13 protein-coding genes are annotated in these 20,396 nt (G+C 75.2%); 5 read left to right on the forward strand and 8 right to left on the reverse strand.

The annotated features are described in order from the left end of the window. Window positions 1–74 precede the first annotated feature (74 nt). Complete coding sequence (locus J5Y05_RS02525; RefSeq protein WP_210868075.1) at window positions 75–1,469, forward strand: MFS transporter; 1,395 nt, start codon at window positions 75–77, stop codon at window positions 1,467–1,469. A 98-nt stretch (window positions 1,470–1,567) separates the two neighbouring features. Here the strand turns inward: J5Y05_RS02525 and mmuM are convergent, their stop codons facing one another. From mmuM to J5Y05_RS02565, 8 genes are all read right to left on the reverse strand, one after another. After that, entirely contained in the window at window positions 1,568–2,473 is a 906-nt protein-coding gene (gene mmuM / locus J5Y05_RS02530) for a homocysteine S-methyltransferase (protein WP_210868076.1), read from the reverse strand. Between the two features lie 96 nt (window positions 2,474–2,569). Further along, entirely contained in the window at window positions 2,570–3,988 is a 1,419-nt protein-coding gene (locus J5Y05_RS02535; protein WP_210868077.1) for a condensation domain-containing protein, read from the reverse strand. Then, window positions 3,985–8,229, reverse strand: coding sequence for a non-ribosomal peptide synthetase (locus tag J5Y05_RS02540; RefSeq protein ID WP_210868078.1), 4,245 nt, complete (start codon window positions 8,227–8,229; stop codon window positions 3,985–3,987). Before J5Y05_RS02540 ends, J5Y05_RS02535 begins: the two co-directional genes overlap by 4 nt. Then, window positions 8,226–10,424, reverse strand: coding sequence for an AMP-binding protein (locus J5Y05_RS02545; RefSeq protein ID WP_210868079.1), 2,199 nt, complete (start codon window positions 10,422–10,424; stop codon window positions 8,226–8,228). The genes J5Y05_RS02540 and J5Y05_RS02545 overlap by 4 nt, the downstream gene beginning before the upstream one ends. A gap of 98 nt (window positions 10,425–10,522) precedes the next feature. Continuing rightward, complete coding sequence (locus tag J5Y05_RS02550; RefSeq protein WP_210868080.1) at window positions 10,523–10,738, reverse strand: MbtH family protein; 216 nt, start codon at window positions 10,736–10,738, stop codon at window positions 10,523–10,525. Next, a complete protein-coding gene (locus tag J5Y05_RS02555) occupies window positions 10,735–11,505 on the reverse strand; it encodes an FkbM family methyltransferase (RefSeq protein ID WP_210868081.1) in 771 nt (256 codons plus the stop codon). Before J5Y05_RS02555 ends, J5Y05_RS02550 begins: the two co-directional genes overlap by 4 nt. A gap of 44 nt (window positions 11,506–11,549) precedes the next feature. Beyond that, entirely contained in the window at window positions 11,550–12,293 is a 744-nt protein-coding gene (locus J5Y05_RS02560) for an FkbM family methyltransferase (RefSeq protein WP_210868082.1), read from the reverse strand. Window positions 12,294–12,649: 356 nt separating this feature from the next. Further along, window positions 12,650–13,903, reverse strand: a complete 1,254-nt coding sequence (locus tag J5Y05_RS02565; RefSeq protein ID WP_210868083.1) for a D-arabinono-1,4-lactone oxidase — start codon at window positions 13,901–13,903, stop codon at window positions 12,650–12,652. Between the two features lie 207 nt (window positions 13,904–14,110). Here J5Y05_RS02565 and J5Y05_RS02570 point away from each other — a divergent pair, with 207 nt between their 5' ends. The 4 genes from J5Y05_RS02570 to J5Y05_RS02585 all read left to right on the forward strand — a co-directional run bounded on the left by J5Y05_RS02570 (window position 14,111) and on the right by J5Y05_RS02585 (window position 20,395). Then, the gene (locus J5Y05_RS02570; RefSeq protein WP_210868084.1) at window positions 14,111–15,430 is read left to right on the forward strand and encodes a radical SAM protein; all 1,320 of its coding nucleotides are present in this window, start codon (window positions 14,111–14,113) and stop codon (window positions 15,428–15,430) included. A gap of 163 nt (window positions 15,431–15,593) precedes the next feature. Continuing rightward, window positions 15,594–17,096, forward strand: coding sequence for a cellulose-binding domain-containing protein (locus J5Y05_RS02575; RefSeq protein ID WP_210868085.1), 1,503 nt, complete (start codon window positions 15,594–15,596; stop codon window positions 17,094–17,096). 647 nt (window positions 17,097–17,743) lie between these two features. After that, a complete protein-coding gene (gene rsgA, locus J5Y05_RS02580) occupies window positions 17,744–18,847 on the forward strand; it encodes a ribosome small subunit-dependent GTPase A (RefSeq protein WP_210868086.1) in 1,104 nt (367 codons plus the stop codon). Window positions 18,848–18,976: 129 nt separating this feature from the next. Further along, window positions 18,977–20,395: a DNA-3-methyladenine glycosylase 2 family protein gene (locus tag J5Y05_RS02585; RefSeq protein ID WP_210868087.1), complete on the forward strand. Its 1,419-nt coding sequence runs from the start codon at window positions 18,977–18,979 to the stop codon at window positions 20,393–20,395. Window position 20,396 lies beyond the last annotated feature (1 nt).

The raw sequence follows: 20,396 nt of genomic DNA on the forward strand, positions 1-20,396 counted from the left end.
GGCCCGCCGGCCACCCCACGGCCCCGGACCCGGCACGGCGGACGGAGTCTCCCCAGGAGAACGGAACCCCTTCGATGTCCGCACCCGGAACCACCGCGAGACGCAGCACCCACTGGGTCCTGCTCATCTGCTGTCTCACCGTCATCTTCGACGGCTACGACCTGATCGTCTACGGGACGATCGTCCCCGACCTGCTCGCCTACAAGGAGTGGGACCTCACCCCCTCCGAGGTCGGCCACATCGGCAGCCTCACCCTCGTCGGCATGCTGATCGGCGCGCTCGGCGTCGGCACCATCACCGACGTCCTCGGGCGCCGCAAGGTCATGATCGGCTGCCTGATCTGGTTCTCGGTCGCCATGCCGATCACCGCCCTGGCACCCGACCCGGGCGTCTTCATGCTGCTGCGCTTCATCACCGGGCTCGGCCTCGGCGGCGTCGTCCCCACCGCCATCGCCCTGACGATGGAGTACTCCCCGGAGGGCCGCCGCCAGCTCAACAACTCCCTGATGTTCTCCGGCTACTCGGTCGGCGGCGTCCTCGCCGCGCTCCTCGCCCTGTGGCTGCTGCCGGTGGCCGGCTTCCGCGCCATGTTCGTGGTCGGCGTGGCCCCGCTCTTCATCGTGCTCCCGCTGGCGCTGCGCATGCTCCCCGAGTCGATCGCCTACCTGACCGCCAAGGGCCGCCTCGACGAAGCCGCCATGTACGCCCGCCGGTTCGGCGTCCCCGGCCCCGGGGTGCCCGGACCGGGAGGGGAGACGGCACCGGCCGCGCCCGCCGCTTCCGCCGCCCCCGGCAAGGCGGCCGGCGTGCTCGACATCCTCCGCACCCTCGTCGGGGGTCAGCGCCTGGTGATGACCCTCCTGGTGTGGGCGATCTCCATCATCGGCCTCCTGCTCGTCTACGGCCTCAACACCTGGCTCCCGCAGTTCATGCGCGGCGCCGGCTACTCGATGGGATCGGCGCTCACCTTCCTGCTGGTCTTCAACATCGGCGCCGTCGCGGGCGTGATCATCGCGGGCGCGCTCGCCGACAGGCTGGGGGAGAAGCTCGTCATCGCCTGCTCCTTCTGCCTCGCGGCCGTCGCCGTCTGCCTCTTCATCACCAAGCCGTCGACGCTCCCGCTGCTCATGGTGGGCGCCCTCGCCGGCTTCGGCTCCAACACGCAGACCCTGGTCAACGCCTTCGTCGGCGGCCTCTACCCGCCGACGGCCCGCGCGACCGCCCTCGGCTGGGCCCTCGGCGTCGGCCGGATCGGCGGCATCATCGGCCCCACGTACGGCGGTTACGTCCTCACCAAGGTCGAGACCGGCTCCCTCGGGGACAACTGGGTCTTCTACGCCTTCGCCATCCCGGCGGTGGTGGCCGCCGCCCTGACGGTCCTGGTGCCGCGCAGGCCCTGGGCACCCCTGCCCACCGCGGCCACCGAGCCTCCCGTACCGGCCACGCGGAGCGCCGCCACCGGCGACTGACCGAGGCTCCGGCCCCGTCCCGCGGCGCCCTCGCGGGACGGGGCGCCCTCGCGGGACGGGGCCGGAGCCCGCGGACGGGGTGGTCCCGGGCCGCGCGGTCAGGCGTCCGGCCCGGCCAGGGCACCGGCCACCCCGGCGATCTCCCCGGGACCCACCCGGCAGCACCCGCCGATCAGCCGCGCCCCCGCCTCCCGCCAGCCCCGTACCCGCCCGGCGTCGAAGACCGACGGCCCGGACCAGCCGCCCGCGCCCCAGGACTCCCCGCTGTTCGGGTAGGCCACCACCGGCTTGCCGGTCACCCGGGCCGCCGTGGCGACGGCACCGGCCACCTCCCCGGGGGCGCAGCAGTTCACGCCCACCGCCACCACCTCGTCCACGTCGGCGGCGAGGGCGAAGGCGTCCTCCAGCGGCTGCCCGGCGCGGGTCAGCCCGCCCGCCACCGAGTACGACAGCCAGGCCGGCACGCCCAGACCGCGCACCGCGCGCAGCAGGGCGGCGGCCTCGTCGGCGTCGGGCACCGTCTCCAGCGCGAGGACATCGGGCCGGGCGGCGGCCAGCACCTCCAGCCGGGGCCGGTGGAAGCGCTCCAGCGCGTCGACGCCGAGGCCGTAGCGGCCCCGGTACTCCGACCCGTCCGCGAGCATCGCCCCGTACGGTCCCGCCGACGCCGCCACCCACAGCCGGCGCCCCGCGCGCGCCCGGCGGGCCGCCTCCCGGGCCAGCTCCACGGCGCGGGCCAGCAGCCCCGCCGCCCGCTCCCGGCCGATGCCGCGCCGGGCGAAGCCCTCGAAGGTGGCCTGGTAGCTCGCGGTGACCGCCACGTCGGCCCCGGCCTCGTAGAAGGCGAGGTGCGCCGCGACGACGGCCTCCGGCCGCTCCGCGAGCAGCCGCGCCGACCACAGCGCGTCGTCCAGGTCGTACCCGTCGGCCTCCAGCCGGGTGGCCAGGCCCCCGTCGAGCACCAGCGGGCCCCCGGCGAGGGCGTCGGCGAAGTCGCTGCTCATGCCCTCGACGGTAACCCGGACGGCCGGGCGCCGAGGATGGTCCGGCCGCCCCCGCACCGTCGGCGCCCCACGCACGACACGGCTCGACCGCGGCCCTCACGCCCCCTCCGTCGCGGTCGCCCGCAGGGCCCGGTCGAGCGGGGCCCCCGGGTCCTCGGCGGCGCACGCGGCGAACCGCTCCAGGCGCCGCAGGAACGCCGCCGCGTTCGAGCCGACGAGGCGGTCGTTCTGGCGGATGTCGACGCCGACGGCGCCGGGCACCACGTCCCAGCCGCAGGCGAAGGCGAACTGCATGTCCAGGTTGACGTCGCCGCGCCGGTCCACGAGGACCTCGGTCGGCCGGGACGCGTCGACGGCCGCCGAGGCCGTCCCGGCCGGCGGAATCCCGCAGTTGAACATGGCGAAGCCGTCGGTGTCCGCGCCGATCCTCTCGGCGCACTCGTCCTGGAGGTCGACGAGGTCGCAGGTGTCGTAGTCGGCCTGGACGTACCCGGCCATGGCCGCCGCGCGACCGCGCCGGAGCAGGTCGAGCACGGTGCCGGCGGCCGGTGTCTCCAGGTGCACCAGCGCGGCGAGGGTCTGCGGGGCCACGTAGGACTCGCCCCGGGGGAACCAGTGCCGACGCTCGAACAGCACCCGGAACAGGGAGCGGCGCTCTCCGGCCCGAGCGGCCACGAGCGCCATCACCAGCGTCAGCAGGGCGGTCTGGGCGGGCAGGTGGCCGGCCTCGGCGAGCCGGTCGAGGCTCGCGCGCAGCGACCACGAGGCCGCGGTGACCTGCGAGGCGTCCAGTTCGGAGCGGGGCCGCCCGGTGGTCAGGAAGGCCCGCGGTGTCTGCCGCAGGACGGTCCGGAAGTACCGCCGCGTCGTCTCGCCGCGCCGCAGCGCCGACGCGTCGGCCTCGTCGGTCAGCAGTTCACGGGGGTGGCGTACGAGCGGCAGGTCCTCCTCCATCGGGCGGCCCGCGCGGGCGAGCCGCAGGCAGTGCCGGAACTCCCGTTCCAGGATCTTCTCGCCCACCCCGTCCACCGCCATGTGGGAGATGCCGACCGCCGCGGCCCTGACGCCGTCGTCGGTCTCGACGAGGACCGCGCTCATCGCCGAGGGCTCGGCCGGGTCGAACACGTACGTCTCCGCGAGGCCGGTCACCAGCTCCTCCAGGCGGGCGTCGACCCGGTCCACGGGGCAGCGCACCACCGAGACCGGCACCGGCCGCGGCGCCTCGACACGCTGCACCACCTCGCGCGTGGGGACCGAGGGGTCGGCCGGCGCCCCCGACGGGCCCAGGTACACCGTCCGCAGGCACTCGTGACGGCGGACCAGGAGATCCAGCACCGACCGGACCGTCTCCGCGTCGCACGGCTCCGGCAGGTGCCACAGCGACGGTACGAGCGCGCCGTACATGGCGTAGCCGTTGCAGCGCAGGTGTTCGTAGATGCCCTTCTGACCCCAGGTCAGCGCGTGGGGACCGGACCCGGCGGTCCCGGTCGGCGTCTCCGGTTCGCTGACGCTCACCTCGGGTTCCCTCCTGTGGACGCGGCGTTCTCGGCCACGAGGGCGGCGAGACCGGCTACGGTCGGTGTCTCGAACATCGCGCGCACGTCGCACTCCAGGCCCTCTTCCCGGAGGCGGTCCACCAGCCGCACGGCCAGCAGGGAGTGCCCGCCCAGGGCGAAGAAGTCGTCGTGCCGTCCGACCCGGTCCACTCCGAGCACCTGCGCCCACACCTTCGCGAGGGTCTCCTCCAGCGGGCCGACGGGGGCCTGGTAGCCGGTGACCGCGAGGTCCCCGGTCCCGGGACCGGGCAGTGCCGGCCGGTCGAGCTTGCCGTTCGGCGTCAGCGGCAGCGCGTCCAGCTCCACGAACGCGGCCGGGACCATGTACCCGGGCAGGACGCGGGCCAGATGCTCGCGCAGGGCGGTGGCGTCCGCCGCAGCGGTGCCGGCGGGGACGTAGTAGGCCACCAGCCGGCTCTCCCCGGCGGAGTGCCCGCCCGGCTCCGGGTCCCGCCGCGCGATCACCGCCGCCTCGCCGACGCCGGGGTGCTCCCGCAGCCGGGCCTCGATCTCGCCCGGCTCGACCCGGAAGCCGCGTACCTTGACCTGGAAGTCGTCGCGCCCGGCGAACTCGATGGTTCCGTCGGGCCGCCACCGCCCCAGGTCACCGGTGCGGTAGAGACGCCCCCCGGCGTCGGCGCCGGTGGCGAACGGATCGGGGACGAACCGCGCCGCGGTCTGCCCGGGACGGCCCAGGTAGCCGCGGGAGACCCCGGCCCCGCCCACGTACAGCTCGCCCGTCACGCCCACGGGTGCCGGCCGGCCCGAGGCGTCGAGGACGTACACGCGGGTGTTGCCGATCGGCCGGCCGATGGGAACCCCGGCGGGTCCCGCCTCCTCGACCGCGTGGACCGCCGCGAACGTCGTGGTCTCCGTCGGCCCGTAGCCGTTGAACAGGCGGCCCGGCGGATGCTCGCGCAGCACGCCCGCCACCGGTACCGGGTCGAGCGCGTCCCCTCCCACGATCAGGCACCGCAGGCCGCGAAACGCCTCGCCCAGCGCCTTCCAGTGGCGGTTGAACAGGCCCACCGTCAGCCACATCACGCTCACCCCCGCCGAGGTCAGCACCGTCTGGAACCGGGCCGCGTCCAGGAGGTCGCCCTCGTCGACGACCACGAGCCGGGCGCCGTGCAGCAGCGCCCCCCACACCTCGAACGTCGTCGCGTCGAAGGACGGGTTCGCGGCGAACGCCACCCGGTCGTCCGGGGTGACCGTCAGGAAGCCGTTGCCCCGCGCCAGCGCGACCACATTGCGGTGCTCGACGACCACGCCCTTGGGCGTTCCGGTCGACCCGGACGTGTAGATCACGTACGCCGCGTTCCGCTCCGTGACGCCGGTGGGGGCCGGAGCGGTGGCGGGCCGGTCGTCGAACGCGCCGTCCAGGAGGCCGTCCAGCGCCAGTACCGGCGCCTCGGTGCCCGCCTGCCGCGTGGCGTCCCGGACGGCGGTCGTGCCGGTGCCGTGGGCGAGGACCACCGCCGGTGCGCTGTCGGTGAGCAGGTGGGCGAGGCGCGCGACGGGAGAGGACGGGTCCAGGGGGACGTAGGCCCCGCCGGCCTTGAGGACGCCGAGGACCCCGGCGACCAGTTCCGGGCTCCGGCCGGCGCAGACACCGACCCGGACGTCGGGGCCGACACCGGCGGCGCGCAGCCGGTGGGCGATCCGGTTGCCCAGCGCGTCGAGCCGGCCGTACGTCAGCACACGTGCCCCGTGGACGAGGGCGACGGCGTGCGGGGTCCGGGCGGCCGTCTCCCGGAACAGCTCGTGCACCAGCGCCCCGGCGGGGAGCGGGCGGCGGGTGGCGTTGAACTCCTCGACCACCCGGCGGCGTTGCGCCGCGGGCAGCACGTCCAGGTCCCGCAGGGCCCGGTGCGGGGTCCGCGCCGAGGCCGAGGCCACCTCCCGGACCGCCGTGGCCAGCAGCTCGCGGACCTGTTCCGCGTCGACCGGCACCCGGGTGCGGACGGTCAGGGTGAACCGGTCGCCGAGGTCGTCCACCGAGGCCGTCAGCCAGGGGCCGGCGTCCGCCCCGGCGTCACCGGCCCGGAACGTACCGGCGTGCTCCCCGGAGAGCGCCTGCTCCGCGCTCCCGAGGGCGCCGTGCCGGTAGGCGAGCACGCTGGTGAACAGCGGGGTTCCCGGCGGGAGCGCGCCGCACCGCCGGGCGAGCGCCGGGGGGACGTGGCCGTGCCGGCCCAGGCCGGCCAGCGTCCGGTGGGTGGTGAGCACCCCCTCCTCCACGGAAAGCGACGCCGCGTCCACCCGTACCGGCAGCACGGCGGACAGCCCTGCCGCCGGCCCGCCGCCGTCCCCCACCGTGCCGAAGACGGGTCGCTCCGCGCCGGTCAGCCGGGCCACGACCAGCGCCCAGGACTGGTGGAAGACGCTCGCCGCGCCGACGCCCAGCCGCCGGGCCTCTTCCCGGACCGCGGCGGCGGTCCCGGCGTCGAGGTCCGCCCGTGCCACGGCCTCCCCGGTGCCGTCGCCGTGCGCGCCGACCAGGCCGTAGGGGGCGCACGGCTCCGTCACGTCCGCCAGCATCGCCCGGAAGAACGCCTCGTGCCCGGCCGGCCGGTCGCAGCAGGCCGCCGGGACGCCGGGGCCGCCGTCCTCGGCCGGCTCGTCCGCGATGAGGGCCAGCAGCGCGGTCAGTCGGCCGCACAGCCAGAGGGCGAGATCCGGACCGAACCGCGCGGACGCGTACTCCACCAGCCCGTCGAGACCGTCGCCCGCTCGGCCGAGGACCAACGACAGGTCGAACTTCGCGGTGCCGTCGACCGATCCGTCGACCCGCGCCTCGGTCTCCAGCGCGTCGACGCCGGGCACCGGACCGGCCTCGCCGTACGTGGCCGCCGGGAGGCTCTCGAACACGAACGCCGCCCGGAACAACGGGGTGAGACCGTCCGCCGCGCTCGCACCCGTGGCCGCCACCACCTCGCCGAACGGCACCTCGTGGTTGAACGCCTCCGTCGTCTCCGCGTGCAGCCGCCGCACCACCTCGCCCACGTCGGGGCCACCGGACAGATCGCACCGCAGCACCACCGTGTTGGCGAAGAAGCCCGCCACGCCCCGGAGTTCGGCCCGGTCCCGGCCACTGGTCACGGTGCCGACGGTGAAGTCCTCCTGGCCGGTGGCCCGGTGCAGCACCACCGCCCACGCCGCCAGCAGCACCGTGTAGAGCGTGGTGCCCAGCCGCCGTGCCCACCGCTCCAGCCCGGCGGTCACCTCGGGCGGCACCCGTAACGGCACCGTCGCGCCGCTGTGGTCCCCCGCCCGCGGCGCCGCCGCGCCCTCGGCGGGCAGGCGCAACGGCGCCACCCCGGCCAGGTGCCCGGTCCACCAGCTCACCCGCTCGGCGAGACCGGCCTCGCCCCGCCGCGCCCGCTCCCAGCGCACGTGGTCGGCGTACTCCGGGGACGGCGGCGGCGCCGGCCGCTCCCGGCCGTCCACCGCCGCCCCGTACGCCTCGACGAGCTGCGACAGCAGCAGCGTGACCGACCAGCCGTCGGTGATCAGGTGGTGCTGGGTCAGGGCCACCACGTGGTCGTCGGCGGTGAACGAGACGACGCCCCACCGGGTCAGCGGACCGGACGCCAGGTCGAACGGAGTCCGGCGCTGCGCGTCCAGGAAGGCGGCGGCGGCCTCCTCGGGCGGGCCGGCGCCCCGACCGTGCGCCGGGCCGGCGCCCCGACCGTGCGCCGGGCCGGGGCCGCGCAGATCGAGACGGACCAGGTCGGTCGCCTCCCGGTCCGTGACCGGCCGCACCACGGCCCGAGGGAGGCGGTCGTGCGGCGGGAACACCGTGCGCAGCGCCTGGTGGCGTGCGGTCAGGGTCCCCACGGCGGTCCGCAGGGCGCCGAGGTCGAGTCGCCCCCGCCACCGCAGGCGGAGGTGGACGTGGTGCAGGCTGCTCGGGCCGAGCCGCTGTTCGATCAGCCAGAGCCGTTCCTGCCCGCTCGACAGCGGGAAGGCGTCCGGCCCGCTCCCGTCGTCGCCCCGAGCCGCCGCCGGTACGAGGGGAGCGGCCGTCGGCGCCTCCGCGCCGCCCACGGCGGCCAGGAGTTCGTCCTCGTGGGCGGCGAGCAGGGAGCGCAGCTCCTCGCTGGTCCCGTCGGGGGCCCGGACGGTCAGTCCGTCCCGGCCGGCCGAGAGCGTCACCCCGGCGCGCAGGGCGCGCAGCAGCAGTTCGTCGACGTTCACGATGTCTCCCCTCGCTCCGTGCCGGAGACGGTGACCGGTGCCGCGGAGCCGGTCCCGGGTGGGCTGGTGGCCCAGCGCACGAGCGCACGGCGCAGGAGGACCGGACCGAGTTCGGCGGGGGTCCGGTGGGTCCTGAGCAACTCCACTCCGACCGGGAAGCCCACCGCCGAGGACAGGCGCGCGCTCAGCTCCAGGGCGTTGAGCGAGTCCAGGCCCACCGACTGCGGCGGGCTGTCGGCGGGGACGAGGTCGGCGGAGGCGAGCCCCAGGACGGCGACGATGTGCGCCCGGATCACCTCCACCATGATCCGCTCCGCCTCGGCGGCGGAACCGGACAGCAGCGACGCCGCCAGTCGGCCGGGGTCCTCCATGACCGCCTCGCCGCCCGCACCACCGGCGGGTGACGCCCCGTTGGGAGCGGCACCCGCGTGCTCCGCCGCCGGGCCCCCGCCGGACCGGGCGAACCCGTCCGACCAGCGGTAGACCTCCTTCAGCGCGCCCGTCTCCAGCAGTTCGCGCGTCCGGCGGCGCCGCACCTTCCCGCTGGTGGTCTTCGGCAGGTGGCCCGGTTTGAGGAGCGCCACCTCGCTCACGCCGACCTCGTGCGCGTCCCAGACGGCCTCGGCGATCGAGCGGGCGACGGCGTCCAGGTCGCCGTTGATCCGGCCGCCCACCACCTCGGCGGCGATCCCCACGCCCTCCGTGCCGTTCCCGGCCACCGGGAACGCCGCGACGCCCCGGGGCCGCAGCGCGTCGAGCCGTTCCACCGTCGCCTCGACGTCCTGCGGGTAGTGATTGCTCCCGCCGATCACGATGACGTCCTTGAGCCGTCCGGTCACGTACAGGCCGCCCTCGTGGAGGAAGCCCAGGTCGCCCGTCCTGCGGAAGGCGAGCCCGGGACGACCGGGCAGCGTGACCGTGGCGTCGGCCACGGCGCCGGTGGCGCTGTCCCAGTAGCCGCGGCTGACGTTCCTGCCCGCCACCCAGATCTCGCCGACCTCGCCCGAGGGGCACTCCCGGCCCGACTCGGGGTGCACGACGGCGACGGTCTGGCCCTCGCCCGGCGGCCCGCAGTCGACGACCACGTCACCCCGCTCGCCCGCGCCCGCCGGCACCGCGAAGCCCTCCCGCAGCCGGCCCCCGTCCACCACGACACCGGCCTCGCCCTCAAGGTCGCGCCCGGACACGTACAAGGTGGCTTCGGCCAGGCCGTAGCCCGGGTGGAAACTCGAACGCCGGAAGCCCATCGGGCGGAAGAACCGGGCGAAGTCCTCCATCGTCGACGCCCGGATCGGCTCGGCCCCGTTCCCCGCCGTCACCAGCGAGGAGAGGTCGATGCCCGACAGGTCGGCGCCGGGAACGGTCGCGCGCCGGAGGCAGACCTCGTAGCCGAAGTTGGGCGCCATGGTCGCCGTCGAACGGTACGTCGTGACGGCCCGCAGCCAGCGCAGCGGATCACGCAGGAAGGCCGACGGCGGCATCAGCACCGTCGTCGCGCCCGTGGACACCGGTGTGAGGATGCCGCCGATCAGCCCCATGTCGTGGAAGACCGGCAGCCAGCTCACCACGACCGCGTCGGCGTCGACCGAGAGCCGGCGCCTGAGCAGCGCGATGTTGTCCCCGAGGCTGTCGTGGGTCACCACCACGCCCTTGGGCGATCCCGTCGACCCGGACGTGTACTGGAGGAACGCGGTGTCGGCGGCGTCGGTCCGCCGGCCCCCGGGCACCACCGGCCCCCTCTCTCCGGGGTCGGCGGCGTCCACCGTCGCCCAGGGCCGGCCGAGGAAGGGTTCGCCGGGGCGCAGGCCCATCTGCCCGGCGGTCTCCGCGTCCGTCAGGAGGGCCGACGCGGCACAGTCCGCCAGGACGCCGTCCAGCCGGGCGGCCCGCCGCGCGTCCTGGGGCACCGAGACCGGTACGGCGACGATCCCCGCCGCCAGGCAGGCGAGGAAGGCCACCACGAACTCCGTACCGGACGGGAAGCACAGGACGGCCTGGCCGCCCGGTCCGACCGAGGCCGCCAGGTGGTCGGCGGTCCGCACCACGGCACGGTGCAGTTCGCCGTAGGTCATGCGTGCGCTCTCGTGCTCTCCGTCCTCCAGGAACACGAGCGCGGTGCGCTCCGGGGCCGTCTCGCCCCACCGGCGCACGGCATCGCTCAAGGTCACACCCTCGGGGGTGGAAGTGTCCGGCATCGTCCTCATTCCTCACGTACTGAGGCGCCGGCCGTTCGGACAGCGGGCACCGCCTCGTCTCGTCCGCGGCGCGCACCGCCTCCGTGGCCGCGCTCGCGTCAGTCGGTGTCCCGGGTCCGCGCCGGGCTCGCCGGCCGCATGTCCGTCCAGTGCGCGTCGACGTGGTCCACGCAGGACCGCCGGTCCGCGGGCCCGTGCACCCTCGTCCAGCCCGCCGGGAGGTCACCCCAGCCGGCGGGCCACAGCGCGTGCTGGTTCTCGTGGTTGACCACGACGGTGAAGGTGCCGTCCTCGTCGTCGAAGGGGTTGCTCACCGCGGGGTCCCGCCCTCGCCGCGGGGCGTACGGATCGCGTGGACGACGTAGGTGCGGATGTCGGGCGGGATGAGCGGGGAGAGGTCGACGGAGCACCGCATGCCCTGGCGGTCCAGGAGGGCGCGGATCGTGTCGAGCCGGCCGTCGAGGTCCTGCACCTCCATGATCACCTGGTCGATCCTCGGCCAGTCGGCGGGATCGATGCCCAGGAGCACGTCCAGTTCGGCGCCCTCGACGTCCACTTCCAGCAGGTCCACCCTCGGCTGTCCGCCGAGGAAGCTGGAGAGGCGGTCCACCCGGACGCGGTGCTCGTAGCCCGTGTGCTTCTCCTGCACGACCTCGCGCCCCTCGATGGGCGTCAGCACCGTCTTCTGCAATTCCTTCTGGGCGGGGTAGCGCGTCGAGTTCCCCGGGATCAGGGGATAGTAGGTGAACGGCACGTCCGGCTCGCGTACGGAACCCAGTGCGTGGTCGTCGACCAGCACATCCTCCAGTCCGTGCAGTGCCAGGTTCTTCCGCAGCATCTCCAGGGATTCCGGCATGGGTTCGAAGGCCATGATGGTGGCGTCCGGCCATTTCTGTTTCACGAAGACCGAGAAGAGGCCGATGTTGGCGCCCACGTCGACGACGAAGGGGCGGGGTGGGAGATCCACCTTGTCATAACAGCCGAGTTCGAATATCTCCTCGTACTGGAAGCGTGCTTCGTCCGGGCTCTGAGCGAAACACTTCAGCCCGTTGGCGAAGCTCACCAACTCGTAATCCGACATGTCCGAGCACCTCTCAGGCGGTGCACACCGGCCCGGTGACGGGGTCAGGGGCGGGTGGCGTGCACGACGTAGGTGAGCAGTTCCTCCGGCATCAAAGGGGCGGGCTCGACGACGGGAGGCAGCCCGTGGTCCCTCAGGAGGGAGGCGATGCCGTCGAGCCGTCCCTCCATGTCCTGGACCTCCAGGACCACTTGGTCGATCTTCCGCCAGTCGTCCGGGTCGAGCCCGAGGAGCACGTCGAGTTCCGCCCCCTCGACGTCCACCTTCAAGAGGTCGACGTGGTCCCGGTCGTCAAGGAAACGGGAGAGCCGCTCCACCGGGACGCGTACCTCGGTGCCTTCGTGCATCATCGTGGTGAAGGCGTGACCGAGGGTGGGAGTCAGGACCTTTTTCTGTAGCTCTTTCTCGCCGGGATGGCGGGTGGAATTGGCGGGGATGACCGGATAGTAGGTGAAGGGGACGTCCGATTCGGCTGCCGAGCCCAGGGCGCAGTTCTCCACGGTGACACCCTCCAGGCCGTGCAGTTCCAGGTTCATCCGCAGCGCGCCCAGCGATTCCGGCATCGGCTCGAAGGCCAGGATCTCGGCGTCCGGATTCCTCTGCTTCACATAGAGGGAGAACAGCCCGACATTCGCCCCCGCGTCGATGACGAAGGGGCGGGCGGGAAGGGTGACCCGGGCGTAGCACCCGTGCTCGAACATCTCTTCGTACTGAAAACGCGCTTCGGCCGGACTCTGGGTGTAGAAGCGGAACCCGTCGTCGAAACTCACCAGCTCGTATGGCGGCATGCCGGAGACCTCCCAGGGGTGGCGGATGCCGGCCGTGGTGACCCGCCCGCCGCCGGGCCTTCCCGCGCGCGCCGGCACGAGCGGGGCGGTGACCCGGCCCGCGCGGGGTGAGACGCCACGGCCCGGTCCGAACGAGGGAAGCATCGCAACGGGAGTTTGACGTTAAATGGATGAACGCTTGACGACCGGGGGTGTTCCGTCCCCGGTCGCCCGCTTCGTCCCCGGCCGTCCGCCGGAATCCGGGCCGGACGTGCCCATCGGTACGGCAGTACGGCAGTTACGGCAGTACGGCAGTACGGCAGTACGTCAATACGTCAGTACGGCAACGCGTCGGCCCGTCGGTACGCCGGGGCCGGTCAGCCCGTCAGCACCTCGCGGACGAAGGCGTTGGCGAACTTGCCCGCCGGGTCCAGCTCGCGCGTCAGCGCCCGGAAGTCGTCCAGACGGGGGTACCGCGCGCGCAGGACCGACGGCGGGGTCGTGAAGACCTTCCCCCAGTGCGGCCGGGCGTCGTAGGCGTCGAGCGCCGCCTCCACCCGCCGCACCACGGGCAGCACCGCCGCCATGTCCTCGACCCACGTGAAGTGCACGGCGAGGGTGTCCCGCCCGTGGGCCGGGCTCAGCCACTGCGCGTCGGCCGCCACCGCGCGCACCTCGCAGGTCTGGAGCACCGGCGCGACGCTCTCCCCGATCGCGTCCAGGGCGTGCAGCGCCTCCACGGCGTGGGCGCGCGGCATCAGGTACTCCGACTGCAACTCGGCACCGCTGCTGGGCACGAAGTCGGCGCGGAAGTGCGGCAGGCGCTCGTGCCAGGGCCCGGCCTCGCCGAACTGGCGGGTGCAGTTGACGCCGGGCATCCCCGGCACCGGGTGCATCGTCTCGGTGGCCGGCGTGCCCCAGCGGAACCGCGGCAGCGGCTGGTCGGTCCGCCGCTTGAACCACACCTGCCGGAAGCCCGGCCGGGACCAGTCGGTGAACAGGCTCACGCTGTACGCCGCCGACAGCACCGCCTCGACCTCGGCCGCGTCCATCCCGGCGAGCGGCACCTCGGTGAAGACGTGCTGCTCGACCCCGTAGGCCGGCTCCAGGTCCAGGGTGAGCGCGGTCACCACCCCGAGCGCGCCCAGGGAGGTGACCGCCCCGTCGAAGCGTTCCTCCCCGCGCCGCACGGTGAGTACGGAGCCGTCCGCCGTGACCAGCTCCACCTCCCGCACCGACGAGGCCAGCCCGCCGTTGCCCACCCCGGAGCCGTGCGTGCCGGTCGCCACCGACCCGGCGACGGAGATGTGCGGGAGGGACGCCATGTTGGCGAGCGCCAGCCCGTGGGCGTGGACCGTCCGGGCCAGCTCGGCGTAGCGGACGCCCCCGCCCACCCGTACGGTGCGGGCGGCCGTGTCGACGTCCGTCTCCGGCGGCAGGCCGGCCAGCGACAGCAGGACGCCCCCGGCGCCCGGTTCGGCGATCTCGTTGAAGGAGTGCCCGCTGCCCAGCACCCGCAGGCGCGCGCTCTCGGCGACCAGCGCCCGCAGCGCGCCGAGCGAGTGCGGGCGGTGCACTTCCTTCGCCGAGTAGGTGATGTTGCCCGCCCAGTTGGTCACGGTGTCGGTCATCGCGCCGCCCCTCCCTGAAAAGATCCGTTGACCGGGGAACCCCGGGGAATCCCGGCACACCGGGGGCGGCCCGGACCGGGCGGCCGGTCCGGAACCGGGAGTCCTCGCCGAACCTACCCCGGGCGGGTGAGGGCCCCCGCCCGGGTGGACGCGGCGGCGGGGGCATACCGTGAGAAGTCGAACGCAGGAGCCGGGAGGAGACACGGGATGGGCAGCCGTACCGCGCTGGTCGAGGATCTGATGGAGCGCTTTCCGCACGTACCGCGGGAGGCGGTCTTCAAGGAGGACCTGCTCCGCGGCGGGTTGGCCTTCGACTCCTCCGCGCTCAGCGACAACGAGGGCGGCGAGGTCAAGCCGAAGTCGTACTTCATCTTCTCCTTCGACCACGGCACCCTGCCGGAGCTGGGCGAGGCCGCGCTGCGCCGCCCGCCCGAGGAGATCATCCTCACCGGCGGCCCGTACGACCTGCGGCGCACCGTCGTCTCGGTCCGGGTGAACCCGTCCTCGCCCTACCGGGTCGCCGCGAACGAGGACGGCGTGCTCGGCCTCTACCTCGACGGCAAGCGCATCGCCGACGTCGGCGTGCCGCCGATGCCCGAGTACTACCGGCACACCCTCGCCAACGGGAAGTCGGTGATGGAGGTCGCCCCGACCATCCAGTGGGGGTACCTGATCTACCTGACCGTCTTCCGGGTCTGCCAGTACTTCGGCGCCAAGGAGGAGTGCCAGTACTGCGACATCAACCACAACTGGCGCCAGCACAAGGCGGCCGGCCGGCCCTACACCGGCGTCAAGGACGTCGACGAGGTGCTGGAGGCGCTGGAGATCATCGACCGGTACGACACCCAGAAGACGTCCACCGCCTACACGCTCACCGGCGGCGCCATCACCAAGACCGTCGGCGGACGCGACGAGGCCGACTTCTACGGCATGTACGCCAAGGCCATCGAGGAGCACTTCCCCGGCCGCTGGATCGGCAAGGTCGTCGCGCAGGCCCTGCCCAAGCCGGACGTGCAGCGCTTCAAGGACTACGGCGTGCAGATCTACCACCCCAACTTCGAGGTGTGGGACCGGCGCCTGTTCGAGCTGTACTGCCCCGGCAAGGAGCGGTACGTCGGGCGCGACGAGTGGCACCGCCGCGTCCTGGACTCGGCCGACGTCTTCGGCGCCCGCAACGTCATCCCGAACTTCGTGGCCGGCGTCGAGATGGCCGAGCCGTTCGGGTTCACCACGGTCGACGAGGCGATCGCGTCCACCACCGAGGGCCTGCGCTTCTTCATGTCGCACGGCATCACGCCCCGGTTCACCACCTGGTGCCCCGAGCCGACCACCCCGCTCGGCAAGGCCAACCCGCAGGGAGCGCCGCTGGAGTACCACATCCGGCTGCTGGAGGCGTACCGGGCCACGATGGACGACTTCGGCCTCTCCTCGCCCCCCGGCTACGGCCTGCCCGGCGCCGGCCGCGCGGTCTTCTCCGTCAGCTCCTTCATGGACAGCCTGCCGGCGGACGAACCCGTCGAGGCGTAGCCGCGGACGCGCCGCGCGGGCGGTCCCGGCACCGCCCGCCGGCGCACGGGCGGGGCGCTTGTCAGGCGCCCCGCGGACATGGCAAGCTCGGCGCTTGCCGCGAGGCCCCCCGCACCCTTCTCCGTGCGGTGCACCGGCCTCGTCCCGTGGACGCAGGAGTCCGATGCCCGACCTGCCGAGCCGCCCCCAGGAAGCCGCCGAGGCCGCGCTGCCGGCCGTCTGCCGCGACACCGTGCTCTCCTACGCGGGCCTGTGCGCCGCCGGCCCCGACGCCGCCGGACGGCTGGCCACCGAGGCGTTCGCGCGCGGCGCCCGCGAGATCCGCGCCGGCGGCACCGACCCGGCAGCCCGCCGCCCGCCCCGGCTGCCCGCCGCCCCGCTGCTGCTGACCGCCGTCCGCACCACCGCGGCCGACTGGGAGGCCGCCGGACGCGGCGACGAACTCGCCCCCGGATTACGGCGATGGCTCGCCTCGCGGCAGGCCGCCCGGTACACCGGACCGCCCCAGGGACGCCCCCTCGCGCTGCGCGCCCTGCGCGACATGCGCCCCGCCGACGCCGAACTGCTGTGGCTGGCCGACGTGGAGGCGCTGCCGCTGGCCGTGGTCGCCCGCCGCCTCGGCCTCGACCCGGACACCGCATCCGACGAACTCGCCGAAGCGCGCGAGCTGTTCAGGGAACGCTGCCGGCGCGGCCACGCCGACGCCCCGCCCGCCCCCGGCTGCCGCCGCTACACCGGACTGCTGGACGCCGTCACCCGCACGCCCGGCATCGACGTCCCCGACGACCTCGCCCGCCACCTGGCCGACTGCACCGGCTGCGCGGACGCCGCCGCCTGCCTGCGCCCGCCCGGCCCCGCGCTGCCCGTCGCCCTCGCCGACGGCGTCCTCGGCTGGGGCGGCCGGGCCCACGTGGAACGCCGCCGCCGCGCCGCCGAACGCCGTCCCGGCCCCGCCCTGCCCGCGCCGGGGGAGGACGGCGACCGCCGGCGCTCACGCCGGGTGCGCGCCGGGCTCCTCGCCACGGCCGTCCTGGTCTCCCTGCCGGCGCTCGCCGTCTCGCTGCGGCCCTTCGGCGGCGACGACCCCGGCACCCCCGCGCCCCGGGACGGCGACGACCGGCGTGCCGTGGCCGCCGCCCGTCCCTCCCCGCCGGACCCGGTCGCCCGGACCTCGCCCGACCTGGGCGAGGCGCCCGTGGAGGCCACCACGGCCGCGCCTGAGACCCCCGACCCGCCCACCAGCGCCGCGCCGCCCCCGCCCTCCGCGCCCTCCGCGCCCGCGCCCCGGACGACCGCCACCCCCCGCGACGCCGCACCCGACCCGGCCCCGGCACCCGGCATGACCGCGCCGCCCGCCTGCCGCGTGCGCTACCAGCTCGTCAACCAGTGGGCCGACGGCTTCCAGGCCACCGTCACCGTCACCTCCGACACGGCCCTCGACTCCTGGGACGTCGCCTGGACCTTCCCCGACGGCCAGCGCATCGGCCAGATGTGGGACGCGGTCCACGCCCAGGACGGCGACCGGGTCACGGCCGGCGCCACCAGCTACAACCAGGACGTCCCCGCCGGCGGGCGCATCGCCTTCGGCTTCGTCGCCACCTGGCACGGCGCCAACTCCCCGCCGCCCGGCTTCACCCTCAACGGCCGGGCCTGCGCGACGGGCTGACCGGCCGTCTGCCGCGGGCCAGTCTGCCGCTCTGCCTCCGGGCCGGTCCGCCGCTCTGCCCTCGGTCTGGTCCGCCGTTCCGCCTTCGGTCCGGTCCGCCGTTCCGCCTCCGGGCCGGTCCGCCGTTCCGCCCTCGGTCCGGTCCGCCGTTCCGCCTCCGGGCTGGTCCGCCGTTCCGCCTCCGGGCCGGTCCGTCGCTCTGCCCTCGGTCCGGTCCGCCGTTCCGCCTCCGGGCTGGTCCGCCGTTCCGCCTCCGGGCCGGTCCGCCGCTCTGCCCTCGGTCCGGTTCTCCGCTCCGCCTCCGGGCCGGTTCCCCGCTCTGCCCTCGGGCCGGTCCGCAGCCCGTCGCGGGCCGGTCCACCGCTTGCCGCAGCCGATCCGCCGCGCCCGGAAAACCCGTTGAGTGCCGCGGCCCCCCGTGGCTACGGTGGCGGCACGTCACACGGCGGCCCGCCGGCCGCCGTGTCCCACCGTGTGCGCAGAGGAGGTGCCGACCGATGGCCGTCGTCACGACGGGCGCTGTCGCCCGTACCCCGGAATCCGTCAACTCCACCTCCGTGGCCACCGGCTGACACCCACACACCTTTCTCGCCGCCGTACCGCCGGGTACGCGCGGGCGCCGGGGCCACCCTCGTGAAGGGTCACCCTTGACCAGCTCTTCCGCACACTCCGCTCCGTCCGCCGCGCTCGCCCCGTACGGCTGGGACGAGGACTGGGCCGACGCGTTCGCCCCGTACGCCGCCCGGGGACTGATCCCCGGCCGCGTCACCCGGGTCGACCGCGGCCGGTGCGACGTGATCACCGCCGACGGCACGGTGCACGCCGACACCGCCTTCGTCACCCCGCACGACCCGCTGCGCGTCGTCTGCACCGGCGACTGGGCCGCCGTCGACCCCGACGGCACCCCCCGTTACGTCCGGGCCTGCCTGCCGCGCCGTACCGCCTTCGTCCGCTCCACCTCCTCCAAGCGGTCGGACGGCCAGATCCTCGCCGCCAACGCCGACCACGCGGTGATCGCCGTCTCGCTCGCCGCCGACCTCGACCTCGCCCGCGTCGAACGCTTCCTGGCACTCGCCTGGGAGTCCGGCGCACAGCCCGTGGTCGTCCTCACCAAGGCCGACCTGGTCACCGACCCCGTCACCCTGGCGCACCTCGTGCGGGACGTGGAGACCAGCGCGCCCGGCGTGCCGGTGCTGCCCGTCAGCGCCGAACACGGGCAGGGCACCGACGCCCTGGCCGCGGTCGTCGCCGGCGGCAGCGCCGTCCTGCTCGGCCGGTCGGGCGCCGGCAAGTCCACCCTCGCCAACGCGCTGCTCGGCACGGAGACCCAGACCGTCCGGCACGTCCGCGACGTCGACGGCAAGGGACGGCACACCACCACCACCCGGAACCTGCTGCCCCTGCCCGGCGGGGGAGTCCTCATCGACACCCCCGGACTGCGCGGCGTCGGCCTCTGGGACGCGGGCGCCGGCGTCGGGCAGGTCTTCGCCGAGATCGAGGAGCTGGCCCGCCGCTGCCGGTTCCACGACTGCGCGCACACCGGCGAACCCGGCTGCGCGGTGCTCGCCGCCGTCGACGCCGGGCACCTGCCGCCGCGGCGGCTGGACAGCTACCGCAAGCTGGTCTGGGAGAACCGGCGCATCGTCGCCAAGACCGACGCCCGCCTGCGGGCCGAGATCCGCAAGGAGGGCAGGCGCCGGGGCGCCGAGGGCCGCGCCGCGATGGCCGCGAAGAGGGGGCGCCTGAGGTGACCGGCGAGGCGGGCCGCCTCCGGCCGGGACGGCGGTCCGCACGCCCCGGACGGCTCCGCCTCCGGTGACCCGCGACGCGATGTCCGAATCCCGCCAGCCGTGACCCCCGGGCGGGCGGAGACTGGAGGGGTGACGCAGTACGAGGACACCAGGTACGAGGCCGTACGCAGCCGGGACGCCCGCTTCGACGGGGAGTTCTTCTTCGCCGTGCGGACCACCGGCATCTACTGCCGGCCGAGCTGCCCGGCGGTCACCCCGAAACGGGACAACGTACGGTTCTACCGCACCGCCGCCGCCGCGCAGGGCTCGGGATTCCGGGCCTGCCGGCGGTGCCGGCCGGACGCCGTGCCCGGCTCCGCCGAATGGGACGCCCGCGCCGACACCGTCGGCCGGGCCATGCGGCTCATCGCGGACGGCGTCGTCGACCGCGAGGGCGTCCCCGGCCTCGCCGCCCGCCTCGGCTACAGCGCCCGCCAGGTGCAGCGCCAGCTCACCGCCGAGGTCGGCGCGGGACCCGTCGCCCTCGCCCGCGCCCAGCGGGCCCACACCGCGCGCATCCTGCTCCAGACCACCGCGCTGCCGGTCACCGAGATCGCCTTCGCCTCCGGCTTCGCCAGCGTCCGCCAGTTCAACGACACCGTCCGCGCCGTCTACGCGACCACCCCGAGCGGGCTGCGCGCCACCGCCCCGGCCCGCGACCGCGCCTGGCGCCGGGCGGGCGCCCCCGCCGCCGGTATCCCGCTGCGCCTCGCCCACCGGGGCCCCTACCAGGCAGGACCCGTCTTCGACCTGCTCCGGAGCGAGGCCGTCCCCGGCATCGAGGAGGTCACCGGCCCACCCGGCCGGCGCACCTACCGGCGCACCCTGCGCCTGCCCCACGGCACCGGCACCGCCGCCGTCGACGAACGCCCCCGCGCCGGCGCCCCCCGGACCGGCGGCTGGCTCGACGCCCGCCTCCACCTCACCGACCTGCGCGACCTGACCACCTCCGTCCGGCGGCTGCGGCGCCTGTTCGACCTGGACGCCGACCCCTACGCCGTCGACGAGCGGCTCGGCGCCGACCCCCGGCTCGCCCCGCTGGTCGCCGCCCGCCCCGGACTGCGCTCGCCCGGCACCGCCGACCCCGAGGAACTCGCCGTCCGCGCCCTCACCGGCCGGGCCGGCGCCGAACGCCTGGTCCGCCGGTACGGCAAACGGCTGGACGCCCCCGACGGCACCCTCACCCACCTCTTCCCCGAACCGGCCGCCCTCGCCGCCGGGGAGGACGGCACCCTCGGCGCGCTCGCCGCCGCCCTCGCCGACGGCACCGTCCGCCTCGACCCCGGGGCCGACCGGGAGGAGAGCGCGCGGGCCCTGCTCGCGCTGCCGGGGCTCGACGCCGCCGCCACCGCCGTCATCCGCACCCGCGCCCTCGGCGACCCGGACGTCGCCCCGCCCGGCGAGGACGCCCCCGACACCTGGCGCCCCTGGCGTTCCTACGCCGTCCGCCACCTGCGTACCGACCGGGACCGGCGGGACGCGCCCCCGGGACCGGACGCCGCACCATGAA

It is taken from the genome of Streptomyces tagetis, from assembly GCF_018069565.1.
Lineage (GTDB): Bacteria > Actinomycetota > Actinomycetes > Streptomycetales > Streptomycetaceae > Streptomyces > Streptomyces tagetis.

Bases quoted from the DNA above. Each gene is read 5' to 3' on its own strand.
- J5Y05_RS02525 (WP_210868075.1), top strand. From the start codon at position 75: ATGTCCGCACCCGGAACCACCGCGAGACGCAGCACCCACTGGGTCCTG.
- mmuM (WP_210868076.1), bottom strand. From the start codon at position 2,473: ATGAGCAGCGACTTCGCCGACGCCCTCGCCGGGGGCCCGCTGGTGCTC.
- J5Y05_RS02545 (WP_210868079.1), bottom strand. From the start codon at position 10,424: ATGCCGGACACTTCCACCCCCGAGGGTGTGACCTTGAGCGATGCCGTG.
- J5Y05_RS02555 (WP_210868081.1), bottom strand. From the start codon at position 11,505: ATGTCGGATTACGAGTTGGTGAGCTTCGCCAACGGGCTGAAGTGTTTC.
- J5Y05_RS02560 (WP_210868082.1), bottom strand. From the start codon at position 12,293: ATGCCGCCATACGAGCTGGTGAGTTTCGACGACGGGTTCCGCTTCTAC.
- J5Y05_RS02565 (WP_210868083.1), bottom strand. From the start codon at position 13,903: ATGACCGACACCGTGACCAACTGGGCGGGCAACATCACCTACTCGGCG.
- J5Y05_RS02570 (WP_210868084.1), top strand. From the start codon at position 14,111: ATGGGCAGCCGTACCGCGCTGGTCGAGGATCTGATGGAGCGCTTTCCG.
- J5Y05_RS02575 (WP_210868085.1), top strand. From the start codon at position 15,594: ATGCCCGACCTGCCGAGCCGCCCCCAGGAAGCCGCCGAGGCCGCGCTG.